Source organism: Rhizobium sp. USDA 3886 (assembly GCF_056279785.1).
Map to the genome: position 1 here is coordinate 1,163,898 of NZ_JBWCDC010000001.1, position 12,610 is coordinate 1,176,507.

The window sequence follows — 12,610 nt, forward strand, 5'->3', positions numbered from 1 at the left end:
GCAGGCGCTAAACGCGCTTCCCATCCCGAATGCGATAGCTCGGCACATACATCGTGACGAGCTCTTCGGCCGCCGTCGGGTGCACGGCCATGGTGCGGTCGAAATCTTCCTTGGTGCATCCGGCTTTCAGCGTGATGCCGAGGATCTGCGCCATCTCGCCTGCGTCGTGTCCGAGGATATGGGCGCCGACGACTTTGCGGCTTTCGGCATCGACGATCAGCTTCATAAGCATCTTTTCAGCCCGGCCGGAAAGCGTCGCCTTGAGCGGCCGGAACTGCGCGCGATAGACTTCGAGCTCCCTGTAGCGTTTTGCCGCCTCCTCTTCCGAAAGGCCGACCGTGCCGATCTCGGGTTGGGAAAAGACAGCCGTTGCGATCATCTCGTGATCCGGCTTCGTCGGATTGTTCTTGTATTCCGTCTCGATGAAGCACATCGCCTCGTGGATAGCGACCGGTGTCAGCTGTACCCTGTCGGTGACATCACCGAGCGCATAGATGTTTTCGGCGCTCGTCCGCGAATATTCGTCGACCACGATCGCACCGCGCTCGTTCGTCTTCACGCCGGCCGCCTCAAGCCCGAGGCCTTCGGTATTCGGATCGCGCCCGAGCGCCAGCAGCACGACGCCGGCATTCAGCATACCGTTGTTCAAGGTCTCGATGACAAGCCCGTCTGCGCCCTTCGACACCATTTCCAACGTGTCATGGCAGAGGATACGGATGCCCTTGGCGACCATCGCCTCATGCAGGCCGCGGCGCAGATCCTGGTCGAAGCGCGAGAGGATTTCCGCCCCGCGATAGACCAGCGTCGTCTCGACGCCCAGTCCATGGAAGATATTGGCGAATTCCACGGCGATATAGCCGCCGCCCGCAATCACGATCGCCTTCGGGAGCTCTTCGAGATGGAAGGCCTCGTTGGAGGAAATGCAAAGCTCGTGCCCTGGTAGCGCCGCATGCGGGTTCGGCCGGCCGCCGGTCGCAATCACGATCGTCTTCGCCGTCACAACCTTCCCGGTCTTCACCAGCCGGATCGTGTGCGCACCGACAAGTTCGGCGCGCGTCTCGAGAATTTCCGCATTGGCGCCGGAAAGCCCCTTCTTGTAGAGCCCCTCCAGCCGCGCGATTTCAACGTCCTTGGCGGCGATCAGCTTCTTCCAGTCGAAAGCGCTTTCTCCGACCGTCCAGCCGAACCCGGCAGCATCCTCGAAATGTTCGTGATACTGCGACGCATAGACGAACAGCTTCTTCGGCACGCAGCCGCGGATGACGCAGGTGCCGCCGTAGCGGTATTCCTCGGCGATCGCCACCTTCTTGCCGAGTGACGCGGCAACGCGCGCGCTTCTGACGCCCCCCGAGCCGCCGCCAATGACGAAGAGGTCGTAATCATAGGAAGACATGGACGGACGCTCCGGTAGGAATCGGCGGGAATGGTTCGATGGATATAGTATCTGTGCCTGCAAAAACAAAAGCCCGGACGATTGCCGGGCTCTTGCAATTATGTCGGCCGTATCAGGGCTTTGCAGCCGGAGCCGGCGTATTTGCAGGCGGCTGTTCGCCCGCGGGCGCGGGTTGCGGTGCCGGCTCGACCTTGATGACTTTGCTGAGCTCGGGTGCTGGCGTTCTTCTGGAGATCGCGGGCGATGCCCTGCGCCCAGATATCGGCCGCCCTATTCGTCTCGCGCGATGCGATGGGGCCGTCCGTCAGAAGCTTCTTGCCGACAGGCGAGCTGTAGAAGTCGGCGATGGCCTTCAGCTCTTCAAGCGTGAAAGCCTTCGCATAGTTCGTTGCCGCTTCCTTCTCGAGATCGGCGCGGCGCGGTGCAAGCGCAAGCGCCTGCGCGTCGACGGTGGCGCTGATCACGTCCTCGTAGTTCGGCGAATCCTGGATGAGGCCGGCCTTCAGGCGTTCGGCGAGGCCCGGCAAGATGTTGTCGAACTGCGCCGTTGCGCCGATCGCGGCCACGGCTGCGCGCGCGGCCTTCATCTGCTCGTCGGAAATTTCCTGCGCCTGCGCAGCCGAGCCGAAAGCGATGCCGGAGAGAATAACCGTCGCGGCGGCAAAACGGCCAAGACCTGCAAATTTCTTCATGAGTTTCAATGCTCCTGTTATCTGTTCGCCTGCAGCGTGCGCGCACCCGCTGGACCGGCGATGATCGCAAGTGACGCCATATTGAGAAAAAGCCCGTGCTCAACGACGCCGGGTATCGAATTCAGCTCGCCCGAAAGCGCCTCTGCATCAGGAATGCGGCCAAAAGATGCGTCGATGATGTAGTGGCCGCCGTCCGTCGTAAACTCGCCGTCACCGGATTGGCGCAGCGTCAGGCTGCCCGTAAGGCCGAGCTTCGCGGCCTTCCTTTCGATCGCGATCCGCGTGGAAACGAGGCCGAAGGGATTGACTTCGATCGGCAGCGGAAAGCGGCCGAGCGTCTCGACCAGCTTCGTTTCGTCGGCAATCACGATCACGCGGTCCGAAGCCGCCGCGACGATCTTTTCGCGCAGCAATGCCCCGCCGCCGCCCTTGACCAGGCGCAGCGCCGCATCGACTTCGTCGGCGCCGTCGACCGTTAGGTCGAGTTCGGGAAGTTCGTCGAGCGATTTCAGCGGCACGCCGAGCTCGACGCAAAGCCGCGCCGTGCGCTCCGACGTCGGAACTCCCTCGACCTTGAGGCCGCCCGCAACCTTCTCAGCAAGCAGGCGGACGAATTCCTCGGCCGTACTTCCCGTCCCGATCCCGAGGCGCATTCCGCTCTCGACATGGGCGAGTGCCGCCTCGGCAGCCTTGATCTTCATTTCGCGGGCGTCCATGCGCCGCCTTCTCCCATTGTTTCGTTGGATGTGCTGTTTACACGGCTCGTATGGCAAACGAAAGCCAAAATAATAGCAGGAAACCGAAATGCGAAAGCATCGCGCTGCGGCGTTGCGGCCATAGTCTTGGCGTTGCTTTTTCAATGCCCATCACCTACTGCGGGCAGACCGAATTTCATGAAGAGGCGATTTCCTTGACCCCTGCTCTTGTCGTATTCGATCTCGACGGCACGCTGCTCGATACCCATGCCGATCTCGTCGAAAGCCTGAATTTCACGATCGCCGCGCTCGATCTCGCGCCCGTGACCTATGCCGATCTGACCCACCTCGTCGGACACGGCGCCAAAGTGATGATCGAGCGCGCCTGCAAACTGCGCGGTCATCGGCTGTCTGAGACCGAACTGCCGCCGCTACTGGAACGCTTCATCGCCCATTATACCGACACGATGCCCGGTCATACGCAGCCCTATCCCGGCCTGGTTGCTGCAATGGATACCCTAAAAATCAAGGGGTATAAGCTCGCCGTCTGCACCAACAAGCTGGAATCGCTTGCGCTGACGCTTCTGCGAAAACTCCACCTCACCAGCTATTTCGACGCCATCACCGGCGGCGACACCTTCGCCGTCCGCAAGCCCGATGCGCAGCACCTGACAGGCACGATCGAACGCGCCGGCGGAACGCCGGCGCGCAGCATCATGATCGGCGACAGCCTCAACGACATCGCCGTCGCGAGAAACGCCAACGTCCCCTCGATCGCCGTCCCCTTCGGTTATTCCGACGTGCCGGTCGAAACGCTGGGGCCGGACCGGATCATCCTGCATTACGACGAACTGACGCCCGACCTCGTCGAAACGGTCATCCGCGACTATGCGCGGTCAAACGCGGCGGCTGTTTCTCGTTGAAGCTACCGACCACTCCAAAGTCACCGCCACCACCGCCGATCGTTAGAGGTAGCTTGGCGTCACGAGCGAACATTGTTGCATGTTTGCCCGACGACGTTCCCCTATGTACCCCATCGGAACCCGTTATCGCAGTTGGCAATCGCGCCTGATCCGACATCGCTAGTCCAGCACGACGACGGCTTCGACCTCGAAGAGCATGCCGTCGAGCGCCAGTCTGGGCACGGGGATCAATGTCTGTGCCGGCAGCGCCTCGCCGAACGTTTCCTTGACGTGCTTGGTCAGCACCCCGAGCTTGGATTGGTCATGATCTACCACCAAGACCGTGAGCTTGATGACCTGATTCGGTTTCGCACCGACCCCCTCAAGCGCGGTGCGCAGGTTCGCATATGCCTGTTCCACTTGGACCGCGAAATCGGGCGACAGCGTCCCGGTGCTGTCTTCTCCGCCTTGACCAGCGATGTAGGCAATCCGATTTCCGCCGGAAGCGATCACGGCGTGGCTGTAGCCGTTCGGGGCGGGATTATAGAGGCCTTTCGGATTGACGATGGTCAGCTTGAGATCATTCTCATTCGCGGTCGCCGCAGTTTGAACTCCCATGGTCATGATGATTAGCCCTCCGATAAGCAGATGCTTGATTGCGCGTGACATGATTTTCTCTTGGCTCTGCGGACTGCCCTCGCGGCCGGCAGGATTGAACTTTAACACATCGCCTATATGATTGACTCGTACGGCGTACGAATTCAATCGCATCGTACGCCGTACGAGTCAATCGGGCAGGATCGACATTCGCCGCATTGCCGGCTTAAATCGACGTTCTGATCAGCAGGGAAGACGGATGGCAGCCAAACATAGCGGCGCGCAGAGCAAACGGTCTCAACGGATAGGTGTGTCACTCCCGCCCGTGCAGGAGCCTGGCAGCGAACCGCCTCTGTCTCTGGAACGTATCGTGGCGACTGCGGTAGAACTGCTGGACGCCCAGGGAATCGACGGATTGAAGATGCGCCGGCTGGCCGATCACCTCGGCTCTGGCGTGATGAGCCTATATTGGCACGTCGACAACAAAGAGAAAGTCTTTGATCTGGCGCTCGACTCGGTTCTCGAATATCGCGGACCGCCGCAAATCGTTGAGTCTCCAGGCTGGCGCGGGGACGTCGTTCATATGCTCGAAGACTGGCGTGCCAGCATGCTGCGCCATCCTTGGTCGGCATCGCTGTTGCCGCGCCGGGCGCTCGGCCCGAACATCCTCAGTCGCCTGGAACTGCTGAGCAAGACCTTGTCCAGGGCCGGTGTAGCGGACGCAGATTTGAACGTCGCGATATGGTCGCTCTGGAACTATGTAATGGGTGCCACCATCACCCGGGCGAGCTTCGACCTCTCGGACGACGACAGGGCCGCCGCGCAGCAGCGCCTTACACGTCTCAGCGAACACTACCCGACAATCGAACGCTCTCGTCTGCTGTTGGATAACGATTGGGACGGCGCTTTCCGGAAAGGCCTCGACTTCCTGCTTGATGGCCTCGCTCCGAGGCAATGAATATTCGTCATTCCCTGGACGGGACGGTGCTGGTTTATCTCGACATCGCGCGCCCGAGCCGTGGGTATCGGGGTTACTGCCGCGACACGGGTCCCGTCACGCCTGACCCCAATACGCTACAATACAATGTCACAATGTCGCGTCGGGCGGCAATAAACCGCCGCTCGCGGCCATAACGCCGAACTTTCGAACCATCAAACCAAAAAGAAAAAGCGGCCTCAAAAAACCGCCCTCTCCTCATTCCGGAACGAAGCCGCTCAGATCTGAGCGTCGCGTGCCTTCGTCGTCGCCTCGAATGCCTTCTCGACATAGGCATCGCGGCCATAGACATCGTCGAAATACTCGACGGCGCCGTCCTTGTTCGGCCAGGCGGTGAAGTAGGACACGTAGACCGGCACCTTCTGCGGCACGGAGACGGCCTTGTTCTGGCCTGCGGCGATCTGCTTCGCCACATCAGCCACGCTCGTGTTGAGCACGGCGGCCGCCATCGCGCGCGGATCGGCAAGACGCACGCACCCGTGGCTCAGCGCCCGCATGTCGCGCTTGAAGAAGCTCTTCGACGGCGTGTCATGCATGTAGATCGCATGGCTGTTCGGGAACAAGATCTTCAGTTCGCCTAGCGCATTGTCGCCACTCGGCGGTTGGCGCACGGAGACATTGGACGTCGAGCCGTACCAGTCGACGCTGGAAGACGGAACCGCGTGGCCGTTGATCGCCACTTCATAGCCGAGGCGGTCGAGATAGTTCGGATCGGCGCGCAGCTTCGGCAGCATCTCGTTGATGATGATCGACTGCGGAACGCCCCAGAAGGGATTGAACTCGACGGTCTCGATCTCGTCCTGGAAGAAATAGGTCTGGTTGGACTTCTGGCCAACCACGACGCGCATCGACAACTGTTCCTTGTTGTCGTTGTGGTAATAGACCATGAAGGCCGGCTGGTTGATGAAGACGTAACGCGAGCCGAGATCTTCCGGCAGCCACCGCGCCTGCTCCATGGCGACGGTGAGCTTCTTAATCTTCGAAGTGTTGCTGTCGCCGCCGGTCATGATGCGAACGGTCGCCTGGCCGATCACGCCGTCTGGCTTCAGGTTATGTTCCTTCTGGAAATCCTCGACCAGCGAAACCAGCTCCGGTGAATAATCGAAACCACCGCTGTAAGCCGCCAATGTCGCCGCGTGCTCTGCCTTCAGTGCTTGTGAACCGTTCCTGCCGATCGCCTTGACGATATTGGCGACTTCCGGCGAACTGTCGCCCGGCCGCAGCAGCCGGTCGAGCGAGATGGTGATCGGTTCTTCGCCCGCCGTCTCGGCCTTGAGCTTGGCGAGTTCCGCCTTGAGCGCTGCGAATTGCGGGCCGTCCGGCGTGCGGCTGGTCAGATAGGCGCCGATATCGGGGCTCATGCGCGACAGCTTCAGAACCGGATCGAGGTTGACCTGCTTGCGCCTGAAATCGTGGTAGCCCGAAATCCTGTTCGGATCGATGCGCCCACGCACCGTGTCTTGGACATAAGCGAGCACCTTCGCGGAAAGCTGCAGCTCGAATTGGGCAAGCGCGCGGTCGCGGCCAGCCGGATCCGGATTGGCCGGATCGACAACCGGCAGGTCGACGGCGTAGTCAGCCGGATCGAGGCCGACCGAATCGACGCTAGCGAGGAAGGTCATCGCCGCCTTGGCGCGATCGTTGATCTCGGTGCCCGCCAACCAGACGAAGGGGTTCTTTGAGCCGCCGTAATAGGCTTCGAGCGTCTTTGCGACATTTACGTCCGCGCGAACCTTCGCTTCGGCGAGGAACCGGCGTTCGACGCCCGCCGGCGCCATGACCGTTTGACCGGATGCAGACGCGATCGCCCCCGTCACCGTCGGCTCGGTAAACTTGGCGATATCGACGAAGCGCATCGCATCCGGCTTGTAGGTGTAGTAGCGCGGACCGCTGACCTTCGGCAGCGGCATGGCCGGCATCTCGCCGAACTGGCCCGGATTGGCCGGATTGATGATCGGGGTCCGCTCGCGGTCGCCGCGAATCATGTCCATCAGCGTATAGGCGTGCGCCGGCGTGGCCATCGCCGCAAATCCGCAGGAAAGTGCCAGTGCGGAGACCGCACCCTTGAAAAACGATGTCATGCTTTTTCCAGTCCCAGTATCACGCTGTCCTTGGCATGGGCCAAGCCCAACCATTTCAAAATTCATATAGTCTGGCTTTCCCGGTCCATTGGCAGAAACCGGCTCCGAACGCCAGAAGCACCGGCACAACTTGTGAGACGCCGTCAAAGCGTGCCGCCGGCAAGCAGTTCACACAAAATTATGAAATTATTAGTTAATTTTTTACCGAATTTCGCGCGATCGCCACAGTGGTCAAACGCGCCCTCGAGGCATAAAGTTTCAAGCGTGTCCCAAAAACCACGAAGAACACCCCTAAAACATGAATAATGCTTTCATATTTCGTCTCCGTCCCGGTTTTCTTGGAAGGCGTTCGGACCTATAAGACCGGCCTAAAACGAACGCGCTCCGGCGCATGCGACAGGAAGGCATGGCTATGACCTCGACCCGTACCGAAACAGACACCTTTGGCCCGATCGACGTGGCGAGCGACCGATACTGGGGCGCCCAGGCGCAGCGTTCGCTTGGCAACTTCAAGATCGGTTGGGAAAAGCAGCCGCTGTCGATCGTGCGCGCCCTGGGCATCGTCAAGCAGGCGGCGGCGCGGGTGAACATGGAACTCGGTCAGCTCGATCGGGCAATCGGCAAAGCGATCGTCGACGCCGCTCAAGAAGTCATCGACGGCAAGCTCAACGACCATTTCCCGCTTGTCGTCTGGCAGACGGGTTCGGGCACTCAGTCGAATATGAATGCCAACGAAGTGATCTCCAACCGGGCGATCGAAATGCTCGGCGGCGTCATGGGCTCCAAGAAGCCGGTGCATCCGAACGATCACGTCAACATGAGCCAGTCTTCGAACGATACCTACCCGACGGCGATGCACATCGCCTGCGCCGAGCAAATCGACCGTCACTTGCTGCCGGCCCTCAGGCACCTGCATGCTGCCCTCGACATGAAGGTCGTCGAGTTCAACCACATCATCAAGATCGGCCGTACGCATACCCAGGATGCAACGCCGCTGACGCTCGGCCAGGAATTCTCCGGCTATGCAGCCCAGGTCGGTTCAGCCATCAAGCGCATCGAGATGACGCTTCCCGGCCTTTGCGAGCTGGCGCAGGGCGGCACCGCCGTCGGCACCGGGCTGAACGCGCCGGCCGGCTTTGCGGAAAAGGTGGCCGGAGAGATTGCGAAGATTACCGATATGCCGTTCGTCACCGCGCCAAACAAGTTCGAGGCGCTCGCCTCGCACGACAGCATGGTTTTCAGCCACGGCGCGATCAATGCCGCGGCAGCCGCCCTCTTCAAGATCGCCAACGACATCCGCCTGCTTGGTTCCGGTCCGCGCGCAGGCCTCGGCGAATTGTCGCTGCCGGAAAACGAACCCGGCTCGTCGATCATGCCCGGCAAGGTCAACCCGACGCAATGCGAGGCGCTAACGCAGGTCTGCGCCCACGTCTTCGGCAATCACGCCGCGCTCACCTTCGCCGGCAGCCAGGGCCATTTCGAGCTCAACGTCTACAACCCGATGATGGCCTACAACTTCCTGCAGTCCGTCCAGCTTCTCGGCGATGCCGCCATCTCCTTCACCGACAATTGCGTCGTCGGCATCGAAGCCCGCGAAGACAATATCAAGGCCGGGCTGGAACGCTCGCTCATGCTCGTCACCGCGCTTGCCCCGACGATCGGCTACGACAACGCCGCCAAGATCGCCAAGACGGCCCACAAGAACGGCACGACCTTGAAGGAAGAAGCGCTTGCAAGCGGGCTCGTCACCTCCGAACAGTACGACGAGATCGTCCGCCCCGAACAGATGATCGGCCCGAAGTAACGGACGCAATCGCTTCACGCTGCGAAATCGATACGGCAAGCCAGAGCGGCCGGACGTTTCCCCTGATATCGCCAACACGAAACACTCGACTACAAGATCGTCGAGAACCTGTCGACGAAGCTGACCGTCAACTACATCAGCCAGGACCACGATAACGGCGATGAAGATGAAGACGGCGTAAAGGGCTTCTTCCGCTTGCAGCGTTCGTTCTAATCGGATCTGACCAAATCGGATCGAGGCCCGTCCGGTCATGCCGGGCAGGCTTTTTGTCGCGCAGGCGCGGCCTCATGATCGCTGCCGATTGCATTTGCCGCTCGCCGGATTTAGATCGGTTCCAAACTGCGCGCCGCCCAATTCTCAAGAAAGGTCACTTCGATGGCTGACGATCTCTTCCCGCTCGGCAAGGACACCACCCCCTACCGCAAGATCAGCAGCGACCATGTCTCTGTCGATAGCTTCAAGGGCCAGGAGATATTGACCGTCGAGCCCGAAGGCATGCGCCTGCTCGCCGAAACCGCCTTTGCCGATATCAACCACCTGCTGCGGCCCGGTCATCTGAAGCAGCTCGCCGCGATCCTCGATGATCCGGAAGCAACCGACAACGACCGTTTTGTCGCCTACGACCTCCTGAAAAACGCCAATATCGCTGCCGGCGGCATCCTTCCCATGTGCCAGGACACAGGCACGGCGATCATCATGGGCAAGAAGGGCCGCCGGGTGTGGACCGAAGGCGGCGATTACGCAGCACTCGCAAAGGGCGTGATGGACGCTTACGAGAAGAAGAACCTGCGCTATTCACAGCTCGCCCCTCTCAAGATGTTTGAGGAGAAGAACACCAAAAACAACCTGCCCGCCCAGATCGACATCTACGAGGAAGGCACCGATTCCTATGACTTCCTCTTCGTCGCGAAGGGCGGTGGCTCCGCCAACAAGACCTTCCTCTATCAGGGAACGCCCTCGCTTCTGACGCATGACCGGATGATCGACTTCCTCAAGGAGAAGATCCTGACGCTGGGGACGGCAGCCTGTCCCCCCTATCATCTGGCGATCGTCATCGGCGGCACCTCGGCCGAGATGAACCTCAAGACCGTCAAGCTCGCCTCGACGCGCTACCTTGACGGCCTGCCGGCCGAAGGCTCCGAAAGCGGCCACGCCTTCCGCGATATCGAGATGGAAAAAGAAATCCACAAGCTCACGCAGCAGATGGGCGTCGGCGCCCAGTTCGGCGGCAAGTATTTCTGTCATGACGTGCGCGTCATCCGCCTGCCCCGCCACGGCGCATCGCTGCCGATCGGCCTCGGCGTCTCCTGTTCCGCCGACCGTCAGGCCAGGGGCAGGATCACCCGCGACGGCATTTTCGTCGAACAGCTGGAAACCGATCCGTCCAAGTACATGCCGGAGATCGACGAGACGAAGCTGTCGGAATCGATGGTCCGCATCGACCTCAACCAGCCGATGGCAAATATCCTCGCCGAACTCGGCAAGCATCCGGTGAAGACCCGCCTGTCGCTGACGGGAACGATCGTCGTCGCCCGCGACCTCGCCCATGCCAAAATCCGCGAACGCTTGGAAAAAGGCGAAGGCATGCCGGACTACATGAAAAATCACCCGGTCTACTATGCCGGCCCGGCAAAGACGCCCGCCGGCTACGCCTCGGGCTCCTTCGGCCCGACAACCGCCGGCCGCATGGACAGTTATGTCGACCAGTTCCAGTCCTTCGGCGGCTCGATGGTGATGCTTGCCAAGGGCAATCGTTCCCGCGTCGTGCGCGAAGCCTGCAAGGCGCATGGCGGCTTCTATCTCGGCTCGATCGGCGGTCCGGCCGCCCGCTTGGCGCAGGATTGCATCAGACAAGTCGACGTCCTGGAATATCCGGAACTCGGCATGGAAGCCGTCTGGAAGATCGAGGTCGTGGATTTCCCGGCTTTCATCGTCGTCGACGACAAGGGCAACGACTTCTTCCAGGAACTCAATCTCGGCTGAGCGGCTTGGCGGACTCGTGCTGGAATGCCCCTCACCCTAACCCTTCCCGTAAACGGGGCGAGGGAACTTGCTCTGCGGCGCTTCAGAGAGAACCTGAAACGGCGCATCGTTTACAAAAGAGACGCTTTCGACGCCGAGTGTCAACAAATCGAAGACACAAAAAGTGAACATTCGTCATAAATTCCCGCAAAATTTGTGGGTGTCTTCAGCGGCAGAACGCGTAAATTGTGAAGAAGATTCAGATTCGCATTGATTTTCAACTCTCTAGTATTTCCTTGCCATACAACCACAATATTCACATCTAATCTTTGGTATATATCCCTTTAATCCTTTCCCAACGAATTTAAGCTAATCAATAGATGAGTGCTTCGAAATCTCATTGAGGAGTGATCCGAATGACTGCGGCTGCAGCGCCAAAGGCGCAGATTCCCGACGTGGCAGGTCAGATCACCTATGCCATGCGCTCGATGGGGGTCGCGCCCATCCCGCGCAACTACGAGCTCTTCTATGAGGCTTATATCGGCTCCAACCCCGCCCTGACGCGCGATCTCGCCGCGCTTGGCAACCAGGCGACCCAGGAAGAACTCGACGCGCTCGGCGCGCAGCACTTCACCCATTCGCCGGCCCGCGTCTTTGACGATGCCCACATGCGCATCGCCGCCGAGCTCGAAGGGCTCCTGCGCGTGCTGCGCCAGGAGCAGACCTCGCTCGAAAGCTACAACAAGCTGCTTGGCGAAACCTGCAAGCGCATCAATTCCAAGAGCGCGGCCAGCGTCGAACTTATCGAAAACGCCATCACGCTTCTGACCGAGGCGACTGGCGATACGATGGCGCATGGCGAAAGGACCGTCGAGAACGTCGCCCAGCGCTCGCAGGAGATGGACCGGGTCCGCAAGGAGCTCGATGAATACAAGCGCATCGCCAATACCGACTCGCTGACGCGCCTTTCCAACCGCCGCGCCTTCGACGATCGCCTTGCCGCCATCTTCGACAATCCGGCACTGAAGCCGATCACCGCGCTGGTGCTTGCCGACATCGACAATTTCAAGAAGATCAACGACACCTACGGTCATCCGGTCGGTGACAAGATCCTCGCGACCGTCGCCTCCGTTATCCGCGCCAATGTCCGCCGCGATATCTTCGTCGCCCGAACCGGCGGTGAGGAATTCGCGCTGATTGTCGACGGCAATACGCCGGAGGAAGTCATGAGCATGGCGGAGCGAATCCGCCGCACGCTCGAGGCGACCCCATTCAAGAATTCGCGCACCCGCGTGAACTACGGCCCCGTGACTGTCTCCATGGGTGTGTGCATGGCATCGAATGCCGACGATCCGGGCGAGCTTTACTACAAGACCGACGTCGCCCTCTACGGCGCGAAGAATGCCGGGCGCAACTGCTGCATCCTCTACCAGGATGGTATGCAGAAAGACTTCACCAAGAGCTGGCTGATCTACAAGTCGTAAGCG

9 protein-coding genes and 1 pseudogene are annotated in these 12,610 nt (G+C 60.3%); 5 read left to right on the forward strand and 5 right to left on the reverse strand.

Annotated elements, in window-relative coordinates; genetic code table 11:
* Positions 1-7 precede the first annotated feature (7 nt).
* The 3 genes and pseudogenes from gor to rpiA form a co-directional block, all read right to left on the reverse strand.
* Positions 8-1,393 carry a glutathione-disulfide reductase gene (gene gor / locus ACZ9BX_RS06000; RefSeq protein WP_476216401.1) on the reverse strand — a complete coding sequence of 462 codons (1,386 nt, stop codon included), beginning with the start codon at positions 1,391-1,393 and terminating at the stop codon, positions 8-10.
* A 112-nt stretch (positions 1,394-1,505) separates the two neighbouring features.
* Positions 1,506-2,085, reverse strand: a pseudogene (locus tag ACZ9BX_RS06005) (DUF2059 domain-containing protein).
* A gap of 17 nt (positions 2,086-2,102) precedes the next feature.
* A complete protein-coding gene (gene rpiA / locus ACZ9BX_RS06010) occupies positions 2,103-2,801 on the reverse strand; it encodes a ribose-5-phosphate isomerase RpiA (protein WP_027511840.1) in 699 nt (232 codons plus the stop codon).
* Positions 2,802-2,944: 143 nt separating this feature from the next.
* Here rpiA and ACZ9BX_RS06015 point away from each other — a divergent pair, with 143 nt between their 5' ends.
* The gene (locus ACZ9BX_RS06015; protein WP_476216403.1) at positions 2,945-3,703 is read left to right on the forward strand and encodes an HAD family hydrolase; all 759 of its coding nucleotides are present in this window, start codon (positions 2,945-2,947) and stop codon (positions 3,701-3,703) included.
* A gap of 159 nt (positions 3,704-3,862) precedes the next feature.
* Here ACZ9BX_RS06015 and ACZ9BX_RS06020 read toward each other — a convergent pair whose 3' ends face one another.
* Positions 3,863-4,351, reverse strand: coding sequence for a RidA family protein (locus ACZ9BX_RS06020; protein WP_476216405.1), 489 nt, complete (start codon positions 4,349-4,351; stop codon positions 3,863-3,865).
* Between the two features lie 187 nt (positions 4,352-4,538).
* Between ACZ9BX_RS06020 and ACZ9BX_RS06025 the strand changes: the two genes are divergently transcribed.
* Positions 4,539-5,237 (forward strand): TetR/AcrR family transcriptional regulator, encoded by a 699-nt coding sequence (locus ACZ9BX_RS06025; protein ID WP_476216407.1) that lies wholly within the window; start codon positions 4,539-4,541, stop codon positions 5,235-5,237.
* Between the two features lie 257 nt (positions 5,238-5,494).
* Here the strand turns inward: ACZ9BX_RS06025 and ACZ9BX_RS06030 are convergent, their stop codons facing one another.
* Positions 5,495-7,357, reverse strand: a complete 1,863-nt coding sequence (locus ACZ9BX_RS06030) for a L,D-transpeptidase family protein (RefSeq protein WP_476216409.1) — start codon at positions 7,355-7,357, stop codon at positions 5,495-5,497.
* Positions 7,358-7,769: 412 nt separating this feature from the next.
* Between ACZ9BX_RS06030 and fumC the strand changes: the two genes are divergently transcribed.
* The 3 genes from fumC to ACZ9BX_RS06045 all read left to right on the forward strand — a co-directional run bounded on the left by fumC (position 7,770) and on the right by ACZ9BX_RS06045 (position 12,607).
* Positions 7,770-9,161 (forward strand): class II fumarate hydratase, encoded by a 1,392-nt coding sequence (fumC, locus tag ACZ9BX_RS06035; protein ID WP_027511845.1) that lies wholly within the window; start codon positions 7,770-7,772, stop codon positions 9,159-9,161.
* A gap of 375 nt (positions 9,162-9,536) precedes the next feature.
* A complete protein-coding gene (locus ACZ9BX_RS06040) occupies positions 9,537-11,144 on the forward strand; it encodes a fumarate hydratase (RefSeq protein ID WP_476216412.1) in 1,608 nt (535 codons plus the stop codon).
* A gap of 395 nt (positions 11,145-11,539) precedes the next feature.
* Entirely contained in the window at positions 11,540-12,607 is a 1,068-nt protein-coding gene (locus ACZ9BX_RS06045; protein WP_476216414.1) for a GGDEF domain-containing protein, read from the forward strand.
* The last annotated feature ends 3 nt before the right edge of the window (positions 12,608-12,610 follow it).

What these genes read in the sequence shown, in the direction of transcription:
- gor (WP_476216401.1), bottom strand. Translation starts at nt 1,393, where the DNA reads ATGTCTTCCTATGATTACGACCTCTTCGTCATTGGCGGCGGCTCGGGG.
- rpiA (WP_027511840.1), bottom strand. Translation starts at nt 2,801, where the DNA reads ATGGACGCCCGCGAAATGAAGATCAAGGCTGCCGAGGCGGCACTCGCC.
- ACZ9BX_RS06015 (WP_476216403.1), top strand. Translation starts at nt 2,945, where the DNA reads ATGCCCATCACCTACTGCGGGCAGACCGAATTTCATGAAGAGGCGATT.
- ACZ9BX_RS06020 (WP_476216405.1), bottom strand. Translation starts at nt 4,351, where the DNA reads ATGTCACGCGCAATCAAGCATCTGCTTATCGGAGGGCTAATCATCATG.
- ACZ9BX_RS06025 (WP_476216407.1), top strand. Translation starts at nt 4,539, where the DNA reads ATGGCAGCCAAACATAGCGGCGCGCAGAGCAAACGGTCTCAACGGATA.
- ACZ9BX_RS06030 (WP_476216409.1), bottom strand. Translation starts at nt 7,357, where the DNA reads ATGACATCGTTTTTCAAGGGTGCGGTCTCCGCACTGGCACTTTCCTGC.
- fumC (WP_027511845.1), top strand. Translation starts at nt 7,770, where the DNA reads ATGACCTCGACCCGTACCGAAACAGACACCTTTGGCCCGATCGACGTG.
- ACZ9BX_RS06040 (WP_476216412.1), top strand. Translation starts at nt 9,537, where the DNA reads ATGGCTGACGATCTCTTCCCGCTCGGCAAGGACACCACCCCCTACCGC.
- ACZ9BX_RS06045 (WP_476216414.1), top strand. Translation starts at nt 11,540, where the DNA reads ATGACTGCGGCTGCAGCGCCAAAGGCGCAGATTCCCGACGTGGCAGGT.